18 protein-coding genes are annotated in these 22,097 nt (G+C 46.5%); all 18 read left to right on the plus strand.

Translation table 11 applies throughout. The annotated features are described in order from the left end of the window. The first annotated feature begins 88 nt into the window (after positions 1-88). The 18 genes from mfd to nadA all read left to right on the plus strand — a co-directional run bounded on the left by mfd (position 89) and on the right by nadA (position 22,058). A complete protein-coding gene (gene mfd, locus MHH46_RS00260; protein ID WP_076186834.1) occupies positions 89-3,613 on the plus strand; it encodes a transcription-repair coupling factor in 3,525 nt (1,174 codons plus the stop codon). Then, positions 3,600-4,652, plus strand: a complete 1,053-nt coding sequence (locus MHH46_RS00265) for a peptidylprolyl isomerase (protein ID WP_076186806.1) — start codon at positions 3,600-3,602, stop codon at positions 4,650-4,652. Before mfd ends, MHH46_RS00265 begins: the two co-directional genes overlap by 14 nt. Positions 4,653-4,907: 255 nt before the next feature. Next, positions 4,908-5,450: a stage V sporulation protein T gene (gene spoVT / locus MHH46_RS00270; RefSeq protein ID WP_036678783.1), complete on the plus strand. Its 543-nt coding sequence runs from the start codon at positions 4,908-4,910 to the stop codon at positions 5,448-5,450. A 148-nt stretch (positions 5,451-5,598) separates the two neighbouring features. Further along, entirely contained in the window at positions 5,599-7,281 is a 1,683-nt protein-coding gene (locus MHH46_RS00275; RefSeq protein WP_076194961.1) for a polysaccharide biosynthesis protein, read from the plus strand. Between the two features lie 27 nt (positions 7,282-7,308). After that, a complete protein-coding gene (gene mazG / locus MHH46_RS00280) occupies positions 7,309-8,808 on the plus strand; it encodes a nucleoside triphosphate pyrophosphohydrolase (protein WP_076130072.1) in 1,500 nt (499 codons plus the stop codon). A 289-nt stretch (positions 8,809-9,097) separates the two neighbouring features. Further along, entirely contained in the window at positions 9,098-9,370 is a 273-nt protein-coding gene (locus MHH46_RS00285) for an HU family DNA-binding protein (RefSeq protein WP_036678778.1), read from the plus strand. Further along, positions 9,370-9,648 (plus strand): RNA-binding S4 domain-containing protein, encoded by a 279-nt coding sequence (locus MHH46_RS00290; RefSeq protein ID WP_076130073.1) that lies wholly within the window; start codon positions 9,370-9,372, stop codon positions 9,646-9,648. The genes MHH46_RS00285 and MHH46_RS00290 overlap by 1 nt, the downstream gene beginning before the upstream one ends. A 159-nt stretch (positions 9,649-9,807) precedes the next feature. Further along, positions 9,808-10,092 carry a sporulation protein YabP gene (yabP, locus tag MHH46_RS00295; RefSeq protein WP_036678773.1) on the plus strand — a complete coding sequence of 95 codons (285 nt, stop codon included), beginning with the start codon at positions 9,808-9,810 and terminating at the stop codon, positions 10,090-10,092. After that, positions 10,089-10,652 (plus strand): spore cortex biosynthesis protein YabQ, encoded by a 564-nt coding sequence (gene yabQ / locus MHH46_RS00300; RefSeq protein ID WP_076130074.1) that lies wholly within the window; start codon positions 10,089-10,091, stop codon positions 10,650-10,652. Before yabP ends, yabQ begins: the two co-directional genes overlap by 4 nt. A 24-nt stretch (positions 10,653-10,676) precedes the next feature. Beyond that, complete coding sequence (locus MHH46_RS00305; protein ID WP_076130075.1) at positions 10,677-11,012, plus strand: septum formation initiator family protein; 336 nt, start codon at positions 10,677-10,679, stop codon at positions 11,010-11,012. Between the two features lie 124 nt (positions 11,013-11,136). Beyond that, a complete protein-coding gene (locus MHH46_RS00310) occupies positions 11,137-11,637 on the plus strand; it encodes a S1 domain-containing RNA-binding protein (RefSeq protein WP_036678766.1) in 501 nt (166 codons plus the stop codon). Positions 11,638-11,980: 343 nt separating this feature from the next. Further along, positions 11,981-14,488: a stage II sporulation protein E gene (gene spoIIE, locus MHH46_RS00315; protein WP_076130076.1), complete on the plus strand. Its 2,508-nt coding sequence runs from the start codon at positions 11,981-11,983 to the stop codon at positions 14,486-14,488. Positions 14,489-14,956: 468 nt separating this feature from the next. Next, entirely contained in the window at positions 14,957-15,703 is a 747-nt protein-coding gene (locus MHH46_RS00320; protein WP_038568031.1) for a VWA domain-containing protein, read from the plus strand. Beyond that, a complete protein-coding gene (locus MHH46_RS00325) occupies positions 15,693-16,631 on the plus strand; it encodes a protein kinase domain-containing protein (protein ID WP_036678862.1) in 939 nt (312 codons plus the stop codon). Before MHH46_RS00320 ends, MHH46_RS00325 begins: the two co-directional genes overlap by 11 nt. 36 nt (positions 16,632-16,667) lie before the next feature. Continuing rightward, a complete protein-coding gene (gene tilS / locus MHH46_RS00330; RefSeq protein ID WP_076130077.1) occupies positions 16,668-18,110 on the plus strand; it encodes a tRNA lysidine(34) synthetase TilS in 1,443 nt (480 codons plus the stop codon). A 46-nt stretch (positions 18,111-18,156) separates the two neighbouring features. Next, the gene (gene hpt, locus MHH46_RS00335; protein ID WP_036678757.1) at positions 18,157-18,696 is read left to right on the plus strand and encodes a hypoxanthine phosphoribosyltransferase; all 540 of its coding nucleotides are present in this window, start codon (positions 18,157-18,159) and stop codon (positions 18,694-18,696) included. Between the two features lie 109 nt (positions 18,697-18,805). Further along, positions 18,806-20,860, plus strand: coding sequence for an ATP-dependent zinc metalloprotease FtsH (gene ftsH, locus MHH46_RS00340; RefSeq protein ID WP_036678755.1), 2,055 nt, complete (start codon positions 18,806-18,808; stop codon positions 20,858-20,860). A 259-nt stretch (positions 20,861-21,119) separates the two neighbouring features. Then, entirely contained in the window at positions 21,120-22,058 is a 939-nt protein-coding gene (gene nadA / locus MHH46_RS00345) for a quinolinate synthase NadA (protein ID WP_036678753.1), read from the plus strand. The last annotated feature ends 39 nt before the right edge of the window (positions 22,059-22,097 follow it).

Genomic DNA, 22,097 nt, shown 5'->3' on the forward strand with positions numbered 1-22,097 from the left:
TACAGCTGAGGCTTCTTTTCGATTCCAATCATAATAGGTGACGGTGGCTATGCCACCGTTAGCCTGTTTAGTAAGAGAGGTGCGCCTGTTGTTACAAGGTCTTATAGAAGCTTTTTCCAAGGATCCCGATTTCCAGTCTATCACCCATGGTGTTGCTGCAGGTATGAAAGAGCAGCTCATTTCGGGGCTTACAGGTTCTGCTAGACAGATTATGCTTGCAGCATTACATGAAGAGACAACTCGTCCCTTACTTGTAGTGACTCATAATATGTTTTCGGCCCAGAAGATGGCCGATGATTTGCAGGAAGCGCTTTCCCCTGACCGGGTTCTGCTCTATCCCGCCAATGAACTAGTGGCTGCAGAAGCGGCTGTATCAAGCCCAGAGACACTGGCTCAGCGTATAGATGTGCTGACCAAATGCGCTCAGGGCTTCCGTGGTATTGTTGTAGTTCCTTACTCAGGAGTGCGTAGATTGCTGCCAGCCCCAGAGGTTATGGCAGAGGCACAAGTCACCGTTTCCCAAGATGGAACGCTTGCTCTGGATGAATTTTTGATGTCCATGATTGAAATGGGCTATGAAAGAGTAGAGCGGGTTGAAAATCGTGGTGAACTGAGCGTACGGGGTGGAATAATTGATTTTTATCCAATGACATCTCCTTTTGCTTATCGGGTTGAGTTATTTGACGATGAGGTTGATTCCATAAGAACTTTTGATCCAGTGGATCAGCGTTCTATTGATAAGGTACGTAGTGTGAAGATTACACCGGCTAAAGAGATTATAGCTAGTAGATTGCGCCAGGAATCTGCTTCTGCTGAAGCCTCAGCTATGATGGAGCGACAGTTGGAGAAGATGGCGGATCGCCAGGCGAAGCTCAGGCTGCGGGAAGAAATTGGCCGTGAGCTGGAAATGCTGCGGGAAGGTACTTATTTCCCGGAGATCTATAAATATATCAGTCTTTTATATCCTGAACGCTCTCATTTATTTGATTACATGGCCCAGGATACCATTCTTATTCTAGATGAGCCGACAAGACTGCTCGAAACGGCGAGACAGCTTGAACGGGATGAATCGGAATGGAATCTGCATTTGCTGCAAAACGGCAAATCATTGCCGGATCTAGATCTCTCTGTCGATACGGATGTTGTTATGTATCAGCGCCCGTTCCAAAGCCTGTTTATGTCAATCTTTTTACGTCAGGTTCCGCATATTCAGCCTCAGAACATTCTTGGGTTTATCAGTCGTGGAATGCAGGATTTCCATGGCCAGATGAATGTGCTGAAATCGGAAATGGAGCGTTGGCAGAAGTCCGGTGTTAAGGTAATGATGCTTGCGAGCAGTGAGGAACGGATTGAACGAGTGCGCAGAGTTCTTTATGATTACGGCATTAACGAGCCGATGATTGTACAAGGAAATCTGGGTTCTGGTTTTGAGCTGCCCTCTATTCATCTAGCTGTTATAACTGAGGGAGAAATGTTCTCTCAGAAGCAGCGGAAGGCACGGAAGATCTCCAAAGGAATAGATAATGCAGAACGGATCAAGAGTTACACAGAGCTGAAAATCGGTGATTATGTCGTCCATCAGAACCATGGTATCGGAAAATATATGGGAATCGGCACGCTTGAGGTCAGCGGTATTCACCGTGATTACATGCATATTTTGTATGCTGGCGGCGATAAGCTCTCAGTTCCGATTGAGCAGATTGACCTGATTCAGAAATATGTCGGTTCCGAAGATAAAGAGCCGAAAGTATATAAGCTAGGCGGCAATGAATGGACACGAGTGACCAATAAGGTTCGTTCCTCCGTTCAGAATATTGCTGATGATTTGATAAAGCTATATGCTGAGCGCCAAAGTGCCGCAGGATATGGTTTTGAAAAGGATACACAGGAACAGCATGAATTTGAAGAAATGTTCCCTTACGAGGAGACCCGAGATCAGCTTCGGGCTATCGAAGAGATTAAGAAGGATATGGAACAAAACCGGCCAATGGACCGATTGCTTTGCGGTGATGTTGGGTATGGTAAGACTGAAGTGGCTATTCGGGCGGCTTTTAAATCAGCGATTGAAGGTAAACAGGTGGCGGTGCTAGTCCCGACAACGATTTTGGCTCAGCAGCATTATGAGACCTTCCGGGAACGTTTCGCTAATTACCCGCTTAATATTCAGGTCTTAAGTCGTTTCCGCAGCCGTAAAGAGCAGAACGAGACGATTAAAGGCGTTAGGGCAGGAACTGTCGATGTAGTTATCGGTACACATCGTCTGTTATCTCAGGACCTTGTATTCAAGGATCTGGGGTTATTAATTGTGGATGAAGAACAGCGTTTCGGTGTGACTCATAAAGAAAAGCTGAAAAAACTGAAAACGAATGTAGACGTTCTTACGCTGACTGCAACTCCAATTCCTCGTACGCTACATATGTCGATGCTCGGAGTGCGGGATTTGTCTGTCATTGAGACCCCGCCAGAGAACAGATTCCCTGTGCAAACGTATGTAGTGGAGCATAGCCAGACCCTTACGCGGGAAGCTGTAGAGCGGGAATTAGCTCGTGGTGGTCAAGTCTATTATCTCTATAATCGTGTGCAGGGCATTCAAGAAATGGCTGCTCAAATCTCTATGCTTGTTCCTGAGGCTAGAGTTGGCATCGGACATGGTCAAATGTCGGAATCTGAGCTGGAGAAGACTATTCTCGATTTCCTTGACGGAGAATACGATGTGCTCGTCAGCACAAGTATTATTGAGACGGGCGTAGATATTCCGAACGTTAATACACTTATTGTGCATGATGCGGATAAAATGGGCTTGTCTCAGCTCTATCAGCTGCGTGGACGTGTAGGCCGGTCCAATCGGATCGCTTACGCTTATTTCACGTATCAACGGGACAAGGTTCTGACAGAGGTTGCAGAGAAACGTCTGCAGTCTATTAAGGAATTTACGGAGCTGGGCTCTGGTTTCAAAATAGCGATGCGAGATCTGTCTATTCGCGGTGCAGGTAACTTGCTGGGTGCAGAGCAGCATGGCTTTATCGCATCCGTGGGGTTTGATCTGTACTCACAAATGCTGGCGGAGGAAATTCGTAAGCGTAAGGTTACTGTGCTTGGGGAGGAAGATACATCCCTGAAAGAAGGCAATACAGTCATTGATTTGTCGATTGACGCGTATCTGCCGTCAGAGTATATTTACGACAGTATCCAAAAAATTGAAATTTATAAAAAAGTGGCGGCAGTAACCTCCTTCGATGATGCTTCCGAGCTTGAAGATGAGCTCTTGGATCGGTTCGGTGAGTTACCTGAAGCCGTGGTGAATCTACTATCGGTCGCTCGTTTGAAAGTGTATGGAAAAATGTATGGCATTGATTCCATGATTAGACGCGGAGATGATGTTACCTTGAATTTCTATGAGGGAAGTCTCGGCGCTTTAGACACAGCGAAACTCGCCAAAGTTGGAAATAGCTTCGAAAGACGTGTACAATTTGATAGGGATGCGAAAGCCAGTATCCGGGTCAAATCGAAAGATTTAAGTGATAAACAGCTGCTTGACTTGCTTGAACAGTTTCTTAAGGAAGCTAAACAGTCTTTTAAATCGAAGGGAGAACTACACAATGTCGTTAAATAAAACAAAATCATGGAAAGTGCTGCTCGTTTCATTGGCAGCGGCAGTTTCCTTTTCTATGCTAGCAGCATGTGGAAATAGTGCGGATGATAATCAAGCTGTAGCCACTTATAAAGGTGGAACGATTACACAAAAGGAATTTGCAATGGATCAAAAAATCATGAAATTCCTCTCTCCACAACAAGCGCAATACTTAGAGATTGATGCGTTTAAGGAGTCCATTCTGAAGCAAGAAGTGGGCTTTGAATATTTGGCTTCCCAAGCAACGGATGAAGCGAAAAAGCAAGCGGAGAAAGAAGCCGATACTCAAATTGCAAGCATTAAGGAACAATTGGGCGATACCTATAAGAAGACATTGAAAGATGCTGACGTTACAGAGAAAGATATTCGTACTTATATGGAGCGTGTGCTGACAGTTTATCAGGATATGCTGCTTAAAGTGACTGATGATCAAGTTGTCAAAGAATTCGAAGCGACTAAAGGCGACTTTACGGTTGCCACACTACGTCATGTGCTAATTGGTCTGACAGATGCAGACAACAAAGAGCGTACCAGCGAAGAAGCGCTTAAAATAGCGAAAGAAGTTAAGGCGAAGCTGGATGGCGGTGCTGATTTCGCAGCCATCGCTAAGGAATATTCTGACGATACTGGCTCTAAAGAGGCAGGCGGAGAATATAAAGATAAAGCTGTAGGCACTTATGTGGAGGAGTTTAAGAAGGCTGCTCAGACCTTGCCTCTAAATACCATCAGTGATCCTGTAGAAACTTCTTACGGTTACCACATCATCAAGGTGGAGTCCCGTACAGACAAGACTTTTGACCAGTTAACGGATGAGCAAAAAGAAGGCATTAAGAGCTCAATTGTATCCAAGAACCTAGAAACGTTCATGGAAAAGGATCTGGAAGCCATTATTGAGAACATCAATCTGCCAAAAAGCTCTGCTGCCGCAGATGAAACCGGGACAAATAGTGGAACAGAAGCCACTACAGCTCCAAGCGCATCCCCAAGTGCTTCTCCAAGTGCTACAGATGCCGCTGAATAAACATCGGTAAATATGGACAAGCTTACCTTAGAAAAGCCATCTTCACTTAAAGTGAAGATGGCTTTTTATTTCGCAGAAACGGTTGTAGAACTACCTTTATCTTGATGCAGATATTAATACATGTCAGCTTATGTATAAGGATCTGGGAAGAGATGAATACTATGGTCAGATATTACGATAAATCACTGGGATTATCCTTTCCCATAATGGACAGTAGTAAGACCATACTTCTTAAGAAAGCGGGGCACATGTGAAATGAAAGCTACTGGAATTGTTCGCCGTATTGATGACCTCGGACGCGTGGTTATTCCCAAAGAAATTAGACGTACTCTTCGTATTAGAGAAGGAGACCCACTGGAAATATTCGTCGATCGGGACGGTGAAGTCATTCTCAAGAAATATTCTCCGATTGGTGAGTTGGGTGACTTTGCAAAAGAGTACGCGGAGTCATTGTTCGAAGGTACTGGACACATTACGATGATTGCTGATCGTGACACCTTCATTGCCCTTGCAGGCGGCTCCAAAAAAGATTATTTGGAGAAACAGGTAGGAGTGCTGCTGGAGAAAGTCATGGACAGCCGTAAGACTGTGTTAGAAACCAATGAAGGCAGTTATGAAATTGCTAAAGATCATCCGGATTTGGTGTCCTCATATGTAGCCTCACCGATCATTTCCGGTGGAGATCCTATTGGTTGTGTAGTGATGGTGAGCAAGGATGATTCGGCGAAGATGGCGCAAATGGAAATAAAAATGGCCGAAACGGCTGCCGCTTTCCTGGGCAAACAAATGGAGCAGTAATCTTAATTTAGACCCCGCTTTCCTTTTGGTAAGATATACAAAGGGCAAACGGGGTTTTGTCGTTTACACAAAACCGTTTCTACTTGTGGGCATACATACGTTATAATATAGAAATTCATCCCATCAAAGTTGTAGAAGCAGGTATTATATGAAATCTAATACACAAACATCACGATTGCTGCAAGGCGCATTTATCCTTAGTGCCGCGGCCATTATCTCAAAGCTTATTGGCACACTTCAAAAAATTCCGCTGCAAAATCTAGGCGGAGATGCTGTATTTGGTATATACAACACAGTGTATCCCTTGTATACAATGCTGTTAACGGTAGCTATGCTAGGTCTGCCTGCGGCGATCTCCAAATTTGTCGCCGAAGCTTCGGCTGGGAGACGCGATGAAGAAGGCCGCCGGATTCTACTATTATCCGCGCTAATTACAGGCATCAGCGGCTTGATTATCGGCGCCATCACCTATGCAGGTGCACCCATCATTGCCGAATGGGTAGGTAACTCACATGTAATGCCTGCCTTGCGGACAAGCGCCTGGGGTCTGGCTGTTGTCCCTGTCATGTCGGCCATACGCGGGTACTTTCAGGGGCTGCATAATATGGTTCCTACTGCCGTGTCACAGATTGTAGAGCAGTCTGTACGGGTTACAGTGATGATTATTCTTCTGTTATATCTCACTTCGCAGGGAGCAGGAGCCGAGAGTATCGCTGCTGGCGCGCTGCTTGGTTCTGCCGGAGGGGGAGCCGCAGGGCTTGTAATTATGCTGCTGTACTTGAGACGTCACCGCCGGAGGGTAAAACAGGAAGCTGCTGCTGAAGTAGCTGGTGCTGTCGAAAGTCAGCGTGTAAGAGCGCTGGATGCAGGACATGGGCTAGGTTCCAAGCAAGGGTTTATGGGCATTAAAGCAGGTACACTGCTGGCTTATGGAATTCCCGTAATGCTAGGTGCACTGGCTATGCCTCTTATCGGTCTTGTAGATGTATTCACTGTGCCTCGACTGCTGTCGTCTGACGGAAGTGAAGTAGCTGCGATGGCCCAGTTTGGTGTGTACAATCGGGGTTTGCCACTTGTGCAGATTATAACGATGATTGCCACCTCACTGTCTGTTGTGTTCATTCCAGCTTTGGCGGAAGCGAAGTACAAGGGAGATATGAAGCTGATTGAGACCCGCTGCAGCTTGTCGCTGCGTTGGTTCTGGCTGTTAGGTCTAGCGGCCTCAGCGGGCCTTGCAGTGCTTGCTGAGCCGATTAATATGGCTCTTTACGGCGATACCGCTGGCAGCAGCACAATGACTTGGCTGGCTTTTACCGCTGTTGGCGGTACAGTCAGCATCATCTCTGCTGCGCTCCTGCAGGGCCTCGGCTACGTGCGCGCCCCGGCCCTGCACCTTTTGGCCGCCGCGCTGCTCAAGGCGGCCCTGAACCTGCTGCTGGTTCCGCAGCAGGGCATTACCGGTGCGGCCATCGCTGGCGTGGCCGCGCATTCGTTCGCAGCAGCGCTTAACGTGCTGCTGCTGTACCGCCAGGGCCATCTGCGGCTTCGCCTCGCAGATGCCCTGGCACGGCCCGCGCTGCTCACAGCGGGCCTGGCTCTTGCCGCCGCAGCTGCCAGCTGGGGCACTGGCGCCGCGGCTACGGCCGCTGGCATCGGCGGCGGACGCACCGCCAGCTTGGCGCAGAGCCTGCTCGGGGTACTCGCAGGCTGCGTTGTCTTTGCCGTAGGCGCGGTGGTGCTGCGGCTGCTCAGCGAAAGCGAGCTTCGCCAGCTTCCGGGCATCGGCCCGTCTCTGGCGGACAAGTTCAAAAAGCTGCGTTTATTTCCATAATTAACCCGCTTAAAAGGAGGAACAGATATGAGTGCAACATTAACAGTTGTTGGTCTCGGGTCAGGTAATCCCGATCGGCTGACACTAGGAATTATAAAAAAACTGAAGGCAGCATCCGTTGTCTACGTTCGTACCCAAGAGCATCCAGTTATGGCTGCTCTCAACGAGCTTGAAATCGCCACGCAATCCTTTGATGGACTGTATGAAACATTAGCTTCGTTTCCTGAGGTCTATGCTGCAATTACTTCAAAATTGATTGAAGAGGCTCGCTCCGCCGCAGACGGTACAGATATTGTCTATGCGGTTCCGGGGCATCCCATGGTTGCAGAGTCAGCTGTTTCACAGCTGCGTCAGCGTTGCCCGGAAGAAGGAATAGAACTGCAAATATTAGGCGGGGAGAGTTTTCTGGACGAGGCGTTTGTGCGACTGGGGTTCGACCCTATTGAAGGCTTCCAGTTATTAGATGCTTCAGGCATTCGCAGCGCTCAGCTTCAACCTGAATTGCATACTCTGATTGGCCAGGTTTATGACAGCTTTACAGCTTCGGAGACAAAGTTATGTCTGATGGAGCTGTATCCGCCCGAATATGAAGTGGTGGTGGGTCATGCCCTTGGCGTGGAGAACGAAGAAAACATTGTGACTGTTCCTCTATACGAATTGGACCGGCTTGAGGGTTATGGCAATTTGTCTCTGGTCTATGTACCTGCGAATCGTGAGGAGAAGCTAAGAAATCGTACTTTCGCTCGCTTGCATGAGATTGTCGATATTTTGCGCAGTCCGGACGGTTGTCCGTGGGATCGGGAGCAGACTCATGAATCTTTGCGTAAAAATCTAATCGAAGAAACCTACGAAGTGCTTGAGACGATTGATGAGGATGACCCAGACCATATGAAAGAGGAGCTGGGCGATCTTTTGCTGCAGATCATGCTGCACTCCCAAATGGAAGAGGAGCTGGGCACGTTTAACGTATTTGACGTCATAGAAGGACTGAATGATAAGCTTATCTTCCGCCATCCCCATGTATTTGGTGACAAGAATGCGAATGATGCTGAAGAAGCTCTGATCAATTGGGAGGGCATGAAGGCAGAGGAGAAGCGGCGTAAAGGCGTGAAGCCAGAGGAATTATCCGCCCTCAGTGGGGTTCCGCGTGATTTGCCCGCTCTTATGAAGGCGTACAAGCTTCAGAAAAAAGCATCCAAGGTGGGCTTTGATTGGGACAACGCTACGGATTGCTTAGCTAAGGTTCGTGAAGAAATAGAAGAGCTGCAAGAAGCTATCGATACTGATGCAGCCGCCGAGGATCAAATCCTGGAGCTGGGCGATCTATTATTTGCTGTTACCAATGTTGCCCGATTTATTGGCGCAGATCCGGAAGAAGCTTTAACCCGGACCAACCGCAAATTTGTGCGTCGGTTTCAGTATATCGAGCAGAGTCTGCGAGCCAAGGGTATGAGTGTAGAGGATAGCAGCTTGGAAGAGATGGAAGAGTTGTGGCAGGAGGCAAAGACTGAGGAACGAAAATTATAGTGATTTTCTCAGACTATGTACGGTATACGGACCTTAAGATGAGGCAATGCTGTGAAAGTAGCATTCATCTCTGATTTAGATTATGGCGAGTAGTTTAATAGTGCTATAGAATAGATTCTGCGACGATTTCTGAGAAATAACTGTTTCTTTTTTTAAAAAACGACGATTCGTGGCAGGATTTTAAGATGACATCAAGAATATCATAAAGACGAAATGACGGCTTGCCCCATAATATGGCGGTGAATCTCGTTTCATTTATTTTTTCGTATCCTAGGAGGAACTTTAAATTATGAACAAGACAGATTTGGTAAACAACATTTCCGAGAAAAACGGATTGGCAAAAAAAGATGTAGAAGCAGTATTGAACGGATTCTTGGGTGAGATCACAGAAGCTTTGGCAAAAGGCGATAAAGTTCAACTGATCGGTTTCGGTACATTCGAAACTCGTAAACGTGCAGGACGTACTGGTCGCAACCCGCAAACGGGCACAACGATTGAAATTCCAGAATCAACTGTACCGGCATTCAAAGCTGGTAACAAGCTTAAAGAAGCCGTTAACTAATGCGTCTTGACAAATTCCTGAAAGTGTCCCGATTAATCAAGCGCCGTACAGTGGCCAAGGATGTGTCCGAACAAGGCCGGGTGCTGATTAACGGGCGGGAATCTAAGCCAAGTAGTGCAGTTAAGATCGGTGACGAGATTACTGTGCAATTTGGACAAAAGCTTGTAACGGTCAAAGTCGAAAAGCTAGTCGAAACGACACGCAAGGACGAAGCCGCTGGTATGTATACTCTACTTCGGGAAGAGCCTGTTGCCAAAAGCACCGGCTTGGACTGGTAGGAGTAACATAGTTAATAGTAAATAAGAAGGCACAACTTTACATATTGTAGAGTTGTGCCTTCTTTTTTCTTTTTTTATCTCTCTTATTTTAGTGGATTGGAATGTTCTATAACTTCTTCTACTGCCATAGATTAGAGGTAAGAAGGAGGGGTACATGCTATGATCGAGCCAGGAAAGGTAAATAAACAGCATGATCTGCACATGCGCAGTCGTAAACAGCTAGAGTTGACGGGCGTGCAAAATGTGGAGAGCTTTGATAGCGAGGAATTTTTGCTTCGTACAGAACTCGGCCATCTCACCATTCGCGGGAATCATTTACATATCAAAAATTTAAGTCTGGAGAATGGACTGTTGTCCTTGGAGGGCAATGTACATTCCCTGATTTATCTAGATCCCGGATCGCAGGGCAAAAATAAAGGTCTACTCGGTAAGCTATTTAAATGAATCCTGCAGTTCAGTGGCTGACGCTGTTCTACATGATATTGGCCGGGGTGACAATGGGACTGGCCTATGACAGCTACCGGGTGCTGTCGCTCAAGTTCAATTTTCCCAAATGGCTGAATGCCATGCTTGACCTGCTGTATTGGCTTTGTGCTGCTTTGTTTGTTTTTAGAATGCTCTATGCCGGAAATCAGGGGCAATTGCGATTTTATGTCTTTTTAGGTTTATTTCTAGGAATATGGATCTATTTTTTGATCTTCAGTGTTACGGTGCGGCGTTTTGTGTTAATGTTAATTCAATCGGTTCAGTATATGTGCAGATTGCTATGGAGACTTGTGGAGATTCTAATAGGTAAACCTCTTCGCTGGCTTTGGCGCCTTATTATAGGGTTGCTAGTGCTGCTAGGTCGTATTCTATTATTCATCTTTAAGCTTCTGCTGCGTCTAACGAAGCCAATTTGGGTATTACCAGTAAGGTGGATTTCTCCATGGTTATCTCGGCTTAAGCATAGCGCCTGGATCGTGAAGATTACTGGATGGATTACCAAATGGCGGAAACGCTGACCTTTGAATTAGGGGGTACGCTGCATGAACAGATTCACTGCGGAAGAGAAAAGTAATCCCAGCAAAAATTCGGCCGCAGGCGCGAAGAGAAGAAGAGTCATGTGGATTCTCTTTGTGGCAGTATTTTTTGGCTGGGCGGGTTATACTTACTTCAATCAAAGTGCGGCAATTACGGACAAGGGCGAGCAACTCGCCAAGAAACAAAAGACTAGTGAGAGCGTCACAGCATCTTTGAATCAACTGAAATATGAAGTGTCCAGACTTAATGATGATGAGTATATTGGCCAATTAGCGCGTAAATGGTACAATATCTATCCTCAAGGGGAAACTCCTATTCGAACAGAGCAATCAGAGCAATAATACCGGCTAAAAGAGGCTTTTACTCTGTTGCCTTGCTTTGCTCTTTACTGTATAATCAAATCACCGCAGACAGGATGACCTTAATATTCGTCTGTATATTTTTAAGGGAGGATCATTTTATTCTATGGCAATTGAAGTGGGCACCAAGTTAGAAGGCAAAGTGACAGGCATCACGCATTTCGGAGCATTTGTGGATCTGTCAGGAGGTGTCACAGGTCTCGTTCACATCTCGGAAATCGCCGATAATTACGTCAAGGATGTTAACGATCATCTGAAGATTAGTGATGTAGTAACCGTCAAGGTGATCAACGTCGATAAGGACGGCAAGATCGGACTTTCCATTAAGCAGGCTGTTGACAAGCCAGCATCGGAAGTACGTCCGCCTAGAGCTCCAAGACCAGAACGTCCTAGCGGCGGAGACCGTTTCGGCGGCGGTGGCGGCAGTGGTGGAGGCGGCGGTGGATTCAATCGTGAACGGGGTGGGCGTCCATTTAAGCCTGCAGCCGGTAAACCTTCATTCGAGGATAAAATGTCGCGATTCCTGAAAGACAGCGAAGAACGGATATCTTCGATTAAGAAGAACACAGAAGGAAAGCGCGGAGGCCGTGGAGCCAAACGCGTATAATCCAATACCTGTACATCATAAATAACCGCAAGGGCATTTCGCCCTTGCGGTTTTTTTGTCGTGTCATATAAACTTGCCGACAGCATCCATGTCATTCTCACATAACTCTAGGGCAATCGCTGGCGAATGACCGCCAGGCTTGCGCCTAAAACTGCACTGGAAACAAGCTTAAGGAGAAGCAACCTACTGCGCCGCAAGGGATCGATCTATTTTTTTAGGAATAATGAACAAAGGCTTTTTTGTCGGAAATTTCTTATGACTGTCCCTCCATTTCTGACAAACTTTCTCAAATGACCCGCTATATAATGAGAACCATAAATTCTTAAACGGGTGGTGTAGGGAAATGAGTAAAAGCAATGTGGTGAATTTGCCAGAGTGGACAAGAGTGGGAAGCGAAGATAAGAAGCAGAGACAAGCCTTAGGCACGCGTATTATAGCTTGGGGTCAGAAGCAGCGTTATATTCAGCTTATAACAGCGAAGAAGTGGATGCTTCTGTTAAGCTTTATGGGGTTTCTGCTAGGAAGAGCTATGATTCTGGACGAGCTGTCCCCTTTTGCTGTCGCATATTTTGCCGTCATTGTGTTTATGCGTCGAGACTCTATGTTACCTGTAGCAGGTGCTATTATAGCTGGAAGTCTCTTCACTCCGTTTCCGGGTGCCTTGGTTACTACGGCTGAACTAATTATATTTTTTCTTGTTTATAGAGGGCTTGAAAGTTTCGAACGAATAGATTTGTCTTATGCACCCCTTATGGTATTCGTATCCTCGTTTATGGTTGGCCTGTTCAAGATTGTTCTCGGACCGTCTCTTTCCTGGTACCCCTTTATGATGACAACTCTGGATGCTTTACTTGGGTTTGTTCTTACCCTTGTGTTCATTCAGGCACTTCCTCTACTAACTTACAAACAAAAAAGCAGATCGCTGAGGAACGAGGAGGTTTTATGCCTTATTATTCTGTTAGCCTCCGTAATGACAGGCCTTGTGGGCTGGACCCTTAATGGTTGGTCATTAGAGCATATATTGTCTCGTTATTTAATTCTGCTCTTTGCCATGGCGGGGGGCGCTCCCCTCGGTGCAGCTGTTGGGGTGGTGACGGGGTTGATCCTCAGCCTGGCCGATATCAGTGCTATCTATCAGATGAGTCTGCTTGCTTTTTCCGGAATGCTAGCGGGAATGATGCAGGGTGGGCGAAAGGGTGCGGTATCTATTGGCATGTTGCTAGGATCAACGATCCTTTCCGTCTATTTTACGGGTCCGGGTGATATGATGGCCTCAACATGGGAGACCTGCGCAGCAATAGTGCTGTTTCTAATAACGCCTAAGGCGATGATATCGGCGATTGCAAAATATGTACCGGGCACGTCAGATCATAGCCGATCTCAACATGAATATGCCCGCAGGGTCAGGGATCTGACTGCAGAACGGGTCACTCAATTCTCACAGGTATTCCAACAGCTCTCCAGTAGCTTTGGTCAGATTCCACGTGCCGGAGAAGTGGGCAAATCGGATCGTGAAATGGAAGATTTTATGAATACGGTCACAGAAGGCGCCTGCGCTGGATGCATTCGCCGTACCCACTGCTGGGATGCAAAATTCTATCAGACATATAGATACATGACAGATATGATGACAACTGTTGAGGAATGCCCTGATATTACGGCTGCTCAGCTGCCACCGGAATGGAGCCGTATTTGTGGCAAAACCGGAGAAGTGCTTGAGGTCATGAAGGGACAATATGATCTCTACCAACATGATATGCGGTGGAAAAGACAAATATACGATAGTCGCCAATTTGTTGCCGAGCAGCTGTCAGGCGTGTCACAGGTTATGGAAGACTTGGCCAAGGAAATTAAGCGTGAGGGACAGGCCATGTATCGGCAGGAAGCGCAAATCCGCGAGGCTCTTGAGAAATTGGGACTGTCTATTCATGGCATTGAAATTTTAAGTCTGGACCCAGGACGCGTAGAAATAGAAGTAGTGCACGCTTATAATCGCGGTTTTGATGAATGCCGTAAAATGATTGCCCCACTCCTCTCCGACATTCTGGATGAGAATATTGCTGTCATGAGTGAGACGGCGGTTCATCCCCGGGAAGGACTCTCCATGGTTACCTTTGGTTCAGCCAAAGCCTTTGAGGTAAACACGGGTGTGGCAGTTGTTTCTAAAGGTGGGGATATGCTGTCTGGCGATAGCTTCAGTACCGTAGAGCTTGGAAATGGCACTTTTGCAGTATCCATTAGTGATGGTATGGGGAATGGTGAACGGGCAAGGATGGAGAGCAGTGCCGCACTCGGCATGTTAGAAAAGCTGCTGCAATCCGGTATGGATGAAAAGCTGGCTGTAAAGTCGGTCAACTCAATTCTTTTATTACGCTCCCCTGATGAATTCTATGCTACTGTGGACATGGCTTTAATCGATCAATATTCTGCGCAGACAACGTTTATGAAGATTGCTTCAGCACCAAGCTTCATCCGGAGGGGGAGTGAGGTCATTCCAATAACCTCTAGCAATCTGCCGATAGGAATCATTAAAGATATTGATGTGGATTTAATCAGTATGCAGCTTCGCCCCGGCGATATTTTAATTATGATGACCGATGGTATTTATGATGCGCCTGGATATGCCGTTAATAAGGAGATATGGATGAAACGGATGATCCAAGAGCTTGAGGGTGATGATCCTCAGGATTTAGCGGACAGCCTGTTGGAGAAAGTGATCCGTTATCAGGGCAATGAGATCCTTGATGACATGACTATTGTCGTCAGCCGTCTTGATCATTTCCATCCGGAATGGTCCAGCCTGCATATGCCGGGCATCGGCCGTATGGAGCGCCCTCGTACGGTAAGTTAGTTATTTTAGGTTTAGGTTTAGTAGGTTTTAATGTTGGGCACGCGCGAAGCGTCGTGTTGCTTGTGAGTTTGTAGCACGCGTAAGGCGTCGTGCTGATGGAGGTATTCGAGGCGAGTACGTGATGTGTAACTCGCCGGCCTCTACTATTCTCGTTTCAATGTCGGCTGACTTGGGACGGAATCTGTAGATCTAAACTGTTTACTAGTGAAGGTATGGAACGGAGAGAAAGTTTGGAGCTGTAGAAGCGGAGCGTTCGCCTTTGTCCTCGGATTCCAACCGCGAGAGGCGGTTCTAATCAAGGAATCTGAGGACAACAGCGATCGAAAGCCCAAACATTTCTCGCAGTTCCCCTATTCACTACCCCCCCCTATTTGATCGAAATTCCCACACTTAATATCGACCGTTTGAAATCTCTCATTTCTGGATATGCTAGAAACAGAGGTTCAAACAAAGGGGGAGTTGAGGGTTATGAAGCAAATTATGCTCATTACTGACGGTTGTTCGAATGTAGGAGAAAGTCCGGTGTTGGCAGCGGCGCATGCCCTGCAGGAGGGAATCACCGTAAATGTGGTCGGTGTAGTTGATTATGGTACGATCGGTGAAATCGGCAGCCGGGAGATTGCCGACATTGCCAAGGCCGGGGGAGGCCTTAGCCGAATAGTCGGAACACCACAACTGGCGCAGACGATTCAGATGATGACACGCAAGACCGTGGTTCAGACGATCCAGCAGGCGGTTAATAAAGAGGTAAAAAAGATACTAGGCGATGGCTCACTGGATCAGCTGCCTCCTGTTCAACGTTCACAGGTTGTTACAGTTGTAGATGAACTCACAGAAACAACGCCGCTGCGCATTGCACTTCTTATCGATGCCAGTGCCAGTATGAAGCCTAAACTGGGTGCTGTCGAAGATGCAATTCGCGATTTGGCGCTCAGTTTAGAAGCCCGGGAAGGCAAGAGTGAGATTGCTGTGTTTCATTTTCCCGGAAATAACAGCAGTGAAGATGCCAAGCTTGATCTAGATTGGACGCATGACATGTCAGGTATTCGTACGCTATTCTCTAAATTACACATGAGAGGCGCAACACCGACTGGCCCAGCTATTTTCAAGGTGCTTGAACATTATCGTTATGATACACTGGATGAACATCGTGGACGCCGACTAAGCGATGACCACGACGAAAGAGAAGGGATGATTGGTGGGTATGTCGTCTAATCCGTCCTATCCTACTGGTACCTTAATTAACGGCAAATGGCGGGGTAACCGTTATGTCGTTGAGCGGATGCTGGGAAGGGGCGCGAACGGAACCGTATATCTTGTGCAAAGAGAAGGCAGACGGGAAAGGTACGCGCTAAAAATCGGATACGATACACTTGAACTTCAATCGGAGATCAATGTACTGACCTCGCTGCAATCGCGACGAAAGCGGAATGAACATCGGGCTCGTCGTGAGAATCCATTGTCTTCTTATTTTTTGGAAGCGGATGATTTTGCGAATGGGGATAATATCCCCTTCTATGTGATGAGGTATGTTGAAGGCAAACCGCTGCATCATTTTTTATCGAAAAACGGTCCCGATTGGTTAGGCCTGGTAGGTCTTGGTCTGCTTGAAAAGCTGCGCACACTTCATGAATGTGGATTTGTGTTCGGTGATTTGAAGCCCGAGAACGTCATGGTATCTAAATACGGTGAAGTGGAACTGATCGACTTTGGGGGCACAAGCCCTATTGGTCGTAGCGTGAAGCAGTTTACCGAATGGCATGATCGTGGTTTCTGGAATGCGGGCAGTCGAATCAGCGATGAGGGTTACGATCTTTTCGCATTTGCTGTGCTGTGTCTTCGTTTGCTCAATGAAGAAGGGCTCAAAAAGGCAGCCTTACAGCTGCCGCAGACGAGAAGTGTGGACGAATTATTTAAGCTGGCTAGAAATTTACCCAATAAGAAACTATCCTCCTGGATTTGTATGGCGTTAAAAGGGGGGTTCTCAGGCTCTGCGGATGCTACTGAGGTCTGGCGAAACCATATTTATAACTCGCGCAGAAAGCGCCCGGATAGTATGGACACCCCTCGGTGGTTAAAAAATGCATTCGCATTGTCTTTGTTTTTGCTCGCCTTTACGATTTATTGGGTATTCCGTTTTTGAACTCATACATATAGTTGGAGAGAGAGGGGGGCGCATATGGAGCAAATGAATGGACTGGTGGAGTCTGTATTGGAGTCAGCAGCCGAGCATGAGCTGTGGGCGCCCCATGACACCATTGTAGTCGCAGTTTCCGGCGGCCCGGATTCTGTGGCTCTTTTGCATGTTTTACATGAAATATCTTTAAAATTTATACCGCTTACCTTAATATGTGCTCATGTGAATCATGGATTTAGGCCGGAGTCGAAGGAAGAGGCAGAGCTCGTACGTGGTATGGCTGAAGAATTGGGACTGCCCTTTGAGTTTGCGGAATTCGATATTCCCTCCTTGGCTAAAGAGAGTGGACTTGGTCCTGAGGGTACTGCACGTGAGAAGCGGTACGAATTTCTGATTGATACGGCGCACCGATATGGGGCGCGTTCTGTTGCTCTGGCTCATCATGCTGATGATCAGGCAGAAACTGTAATTATGCGTCTATTACGCGGAAGTGGCTTATCTGGACTGTCGGGTATCAAGTGGAAAAGAACAGAAAAAAAGGTGGAACTCATTCGCCCATTCCTACGTATTAACAAAACAGCACTTTTAGGGTTATGCCAAAATGAAGGTTTCACTTATGCTGAGGATGCCACCAATCTGCTGACGAAATATAAGCGGAATGCCATTCGTTTGGAAGTTCTTCCTTTTCTGGAAAAGTATAATGGCAGAGTGAGGCAATCCCTCGTACAGCTTGCGGAAATTGCGGGAGCTGAAGATGAGTATATGGAAGCGTCTGCGGCAAAATGCTTTGAAGAGCTAGTTTCGGAAGGGGATGGGAAATACACCTTTAACAGAGCTTCATTTGCTGCCATACCCTCCGCTTTACAACGGCGTTTGATTAAACTAATATTAAATTATCTGTCGGCGGATTTATCTGCCCTTGATTTCCCCAAGATTGAAGCTGTACGTCGGGGAACGCTGCAGAGCTATCCCACCACCTGGAGCTTGGATTTGGGTGGAGGCCTGACTTGTGTGCGGCAATATGATAGTATCTTGTTCTCGTCCAAGCCCACGACGCCACAGGCAAGCTATACATATCGTCTGTTTTTACCGGACTCTGAGCTTAAATTGGAGGAAATAGGTAAGGTGATGTCGATGGCGGTACTGGAGAGAGAAAACTTTTTTGTACAGGGGGAGGATTATGGGAAGATGTCGGCTTGGTTTGACCGTGATGAACTGGTCTTTCCACTGACGATACGATCCCGATTGCCTGGAGATACCATAAGGATCATGGGATTAAACGGAAGCAAAAAGGTAAAAGATATTTATATTGATGATAAAATACCTGCTTCCGAACGGTCATTGATTCCCCTCGTTTGTGATGGTTTGGGCAATATCGTCTGGATTCCGGGCGTAAGACGCTCGATGCATGCCGCAGTAGGGCGGCACACGACCTCCGTACTTCTATTGTCTCTGGCAGAGCTGGATGACCACGAAGTCACGTAATGGTCGAAGTAAGTCTTTCATAGTATAACTTAGGAGGTTTCGCAAGTTGCAAAACGATATTCAAGAAGTATTGATCACCGAAGAGGAACTTCAGCAGAAAATTAAGGAGCTCGGTCGAACACTGAGCGAAGAATACGCAGGTCGTACCCCTTTAGTAATTTGTGTACTAAAAGGTGCGTTTATATTTATGGCAGATTTGGTTAAAGCCATTACAGTACCTGTTGAGATGGATTTCATGGCAGTGTCCAGCTATGGAGCATCCACCAAGTCCTCTGGAGTAGTCAAAATTATTAAGGATTTGGATGTATCGGTAGAAGGCCGCGATATCTTGATCGTTGAAGATATTATTGACAGTGGTCTTACACTCAGCTATTTAATTGAGTTGCTCCGCAACCGGAATGCTGCTACTATCTCTGTGGTTACCTTGTTTGATAAACCATCAGGCCGCACTGTTAATCTTGAAGCCAGCTACACAGGCTTCGTGTTACCTGACGAATTTGTAGTAGGCTACGGATTGGATTATGCCGAGCGGTATCGGAACCTCCCATATGTTGGAGTACTGAAACCTGAGATTTATTCCAATTGAACTAAGGACTGCCTCGATCATACGGATCGGATACCCACAACTTCCTTTATTTGAGGTGTCCCAAGAGGCTATGGTACAATAACTTGAGTGTTGTGAGAGGAGGTAGGGGATGAATCGGTTCATCCGGAATTCTGGTTTTTATTTGATTTTATTTTTAGTCGTGGTGGGTATTGTCCAGTTTGTGAGCAATGGAAATGAAGCCGCCGATTTCCCTAGATACGACGAGTTACGGCAGGAGATCAAGAACAACAATGTGAAGGATTTGACGGTTCAGTTTGAGGGTAATGCCTTTCTGGTCACAGGTGAGTATAGAGAGCTGCCTGCCGATACTAAATCGAAAAGCTTCTCCACATATATTCCTCCTACAGATGCCGCTATCAATGAACTGATTCAAGCCAGTGATGTTAATGGGATTGAATTAACTCAGAAGAAAATGGAAGGTACCAGCATTTGGCTGACATTCCTTTCTTCAATTATCCCACTGGTAATTATGTTCATCTTGTTCTTCTTCCTGTTTAACCAGGCGCAAGGTGGCGGCGGTAAAGTCATGAATTTCGGCAAGAGCAAGGCTCGGTTATATAATGAAGAGAAGAAGAAAATCAGCTTTGAGGATGTAGCAGGGGCGGACGAAGAGAAGCAAGAGCTTGTCGAAGTCGTTGAGTTCCTAAAAGATCCACGCAAATTTGCAGCTGTCGGCGCACGTATTCCTAAGGGCGTATTGCTTGTAGGTCCTCCGGGAACAGGTAAAACATTGCTTGCCCGTGCGGTAGCAGGTGAAGCTGGCGTTCCTTTCTTTAGTATTTCCGGTTCTGACTTTGTGGAAATGTTCGTGGGTGTCGGTGCTTCTCGGGTACGTGATTTGTTCGAGAATGCTAAGAAGAATGCTCCATGTATTATCTTCATTGATGAAATTGATGCTGTGGGTCGTCAGCGTGGCGCCGGTCTTGGTGGCGGACATGACGAGCGTGAACAGACGCTTAACCAATTGCTGGTTGAGATGGATGGATTCGGTGGTAACGAAGGCATTATTATTGTAGCGGCGACTAACCGCGCTGATATACTTGATCCGGCATTGCTTCGTCCAGGACGTTTTGACCGTCAAATTACGGTTGACCGTCCTGATGTGAAAGGCCGTGAAGCTGTACTTAAGGTTCACGCTCGTAACAAACCGCTTACGAAAGATGTAAGACTGGATGTTGTTGCTAAACGCACAACCGGATTCACAGGTGCTGATCTGGAGAATCTGCTGAATGAGGCAGCTTTGCTAGCTGCACGTCGTAACCGTAAAGATATTTCCATGATTGAAGTGGATGAAGCTATTGACCGTGTTATCGTAGGTACTGAGAAACGCAGCCGTGTGATCAGTGACCGCGAGAAACGTATTGTAGCTTATCATGAAGCAGGCCATACTATTGCAGGTTACTTCCTTGAGCACGCCGATATGGTGCATAAAGTTACTATTATCCCACGCGGACGTGCAGGCGGATATGTTATTATGCTTCCGAAGGAAGATCGGATGATCGTTACCAAACAGGAGCTTTTGGATAAGGTTACTGGATTACTTGGTGGACGTGTTGCTGAAGAATTGTTTATTGGTGAGATCGGTACGGGTGCATACAGTGACTTCCAACAGGCTACGCGCATCGTGCGTGCCATGATTATGGAGTACGGTATGAGCGATAAGCTTGGACCTATGCAGTTCGGATCTTCTCAAGGTCAAGTATTCTTGGGTCGTGATATTGGGCATGAACAGAATTACAGTGACTCCATTGCTTATGAGATTGATCAGGAAATGCAGAACTTTATTACTTCGAGTTACGAACGTTGTAAAGATCTGTTGATCAAACACTCCAAAGAAATGCACTTGATTGCCAATACATTACTTGAGAAAGAAACACTTGAGCTTGATCAGATCACACAACTGATTGAACAAGGATTCCTTTCCGAGGATGGTAAACCAGAGGGTGGCGAAGGTGTTGCCCATGAAGTTGGCGAGCCTGTCATCGACAATATCGGTGATGTGCGAGTTCGCATTCAAGGCAAGCCTGAGGATGAACAGTCCACACTTCCTGACCTGTCGAAGGATATCCCGAATAACCCTGATTCTGAGGGTAATGACGGTTCCGGTGATGACAACAAAGGTGGGGGCACTAGCCTTACCTAATTGGGTCCACCATTCATATGATGTAAATTTATCCGGAGAACGTAACTGTTCTCCGGATTTTTTATTTTAATTTTTAAGGGATTCTATGCCTTAAAGCCTGTCCAGTTACATTGACAGAGGCTGGAACGTTGTGTACATTAGTGATTAATATTACTTACTATTTATATCAGCATGTTCATTTTTTCACCATGATGGCGCATGCCATTTGATAACATCATGTCGGCGAAAAGCCGCGAGGATTTAAGGGGGAGAACAATCGGTGGAAGCTCTGGCGCTTGAGCGCAAGCAGGAACAGAATCGAGAACTTCGTATACGTCTTGAACAGCTTAAAAAGGAACGAAACGCAATCATTTTAGCTCATTATTATCAACGTGATGAAATTCAGGAGGTTGCCGATTTCCGGGGCGACTCTTTTTTACTCGCTCAGAAGGCTGCAGAGACAGATGCAGAAGTTATTGTATTCTGCGGTGTTCATTTCATGGGGGAAAGTGCAAAAATTCTAGCCCCGAACAAAACCGTCCTTATTCCTGATGAACGTGCAGGCTGTCCAATGGCAGATATGGTCAATGTAGACGGTTTGCGTAAGCTAAAAGCTCAACATCCAAATGCTAAAGTAGTCACTTATATCAACTCGTCCGCCGAGATTAAAGCAGAAACCGATATTTGTTGTACCTCTGCTAATGCTGTGAAAGTAATCGAATCCCTTGACGCCGAAGAGATTATTTGGGTCCCAGATAAGAATCTTGGTCAATATGTACAAGATCAGACGGGCAAGAAGCTGATTATTTGGGAAGGCTATTGCAACACTCACGACATGTTGACCGTCAAAGATGTAGTAGAAATGAGAGCAAAATATCCAGATGCGGAATTTGTAGTTCATCCAGAGTGTCGTCCTGAAGTAGTCGCCATGGGTGACTATGTAGGCAGCACTACATCAATTCTGGAGTATTGCCGGAAATCGGATCGTAAGCAATTTATCGTTGGAACGGAAGATGGTACCGGATATCAGCTTCGTAAGGATAGTCCAGATAAAGAATTCCATTTTGCTACCAAATTTCTTGTTTGTCCTAATATGAAAGTTAATAATCTAAAAAAACTGGTGAAATGCCTGGAGACGATGAAGCCACAAATCTATGTACCGCCTGCTGTCGCCGACAAAGCCAGAACATCCCTAGAGCGCATGCTACAAGTCCGGTAGCATGCGCTACTCTTTCGTTGAAACAGGTGAAAAGCGGTC

The sequence above is a fragment of the Paenibacillus sp. FSL H8-0175 genome, from assembly GCF_045040615.1.
GTDB lineage: Bacteria > Bacillota > Bacilli > Paenibacillales > Paenibacillaceae > Paenibacillus_AQ > Paenibacillus_AQ odorifer.

Excerpts from the sequence above, each read along its gene's own strand:
- MHH46_RS00265 (WP_076186806.1), top strand. The coding sequence starts at position 3,600 with ATGTCGTTAAATAAAACAAAATCATGGAAAGTGCTGCTCGTTTCATTG.
- MHH46_RS00325 (WP_036678862.1), top strand. The coding sequence starts at position 15,693 with ATGTCGTCTAATCCGTCCTATCCTACTGGTACCTTAATTAACGGCAAA.
- tilS (WP_076130077.1), top strand. The coding sequence starts at position 16,668 with ATGGAGCAAATGAATGGACTGGTGGAGTCTGTATTGGAGTCAGCAGCC.
- MHH46_RS00275 (WP_076194961.1), top strand. The coding sequence starts at position 5,599 with ATGAAATCTAATACACAAACATCACGATTGCTGCAAGGCGCATTTATC.
- MHH46_RS00305 (WP_076130075.1), top strand. The coding sequence starts at position 10,677 with ATGAACAGATTCACTGCGGAAGAGAAAAGTAATCCCAGCAAAAATTCG.
- MHH46_RS00310 (WP_036678766.1), top strand. The coding sequence starts at position 11,137 with ATGGCAATTGAAGTGGGCACCAAGTTAGAAGGCAAAGTGACAGGCATC.
- MHH46_RS00320 (WP_038568031.1), top strand. The coding sequence starts at position 14,957 with ATGAAGCAAATTATGCTCATTACTGACGGTTGTTCGAATGTAGGAGAA.
- ftsH (WP_036678755.1), top strand. The coding sequence starts at position 18,806 with ATGAATCGGTTCATCCGGAATTCTGGTTTTTATTTGATTTTATTTTTA.
- MHH46_RS00290 (WP_076130073.1), top strand. The coding sequence starts at position 9,370 with ATGCGTCTTGACAAATTCCTGAAAGTGTCCCGATTAATCAAGCGCCGT.
- spoVT (WP_036678783.1), top strand. The coding sequence starts at position 4,908 with ATGAAAGCTACTGGAATTGTTCGCCGTATTGATGACCTCGGACGCGTG.
- yabP (WP_036678773.1), top strand. The coding sequence starts at position 9,808 with ATGATCGAGCCAGGAAAGGTAAATAAACAGCATGATCTGCACATGCGC.
- yabQ (WP_076130074.1), top strand. The coding sequence starts at position 10,089 with ATGAATCCTGCAGTTCAGTGGCTGACGCTGTTCTACATGATATTGGCC.
- mazG (WP_076130072.1), top strand. The coding sequence starts at position 7,309 with ATGAGTGCAACATTAACAGTTGTTGGTCTCGGGTCAGGTAATCCCGAT.
- spoIIE (WP_076130076.1), top strand. The coding sequence starts at position 11,981 with ATGAGTAAAAGCAATGTGGTGAATTTGCCAGAGTGGACAAGAGTGGGA.
- MHH46_RS00285 (WP_036678778.1), top strand. The coding sequence starts at position 9,098 with ATGAACAAGACAGATTTGGTAAACAACATTTCCGAGAAAAACGGATTG.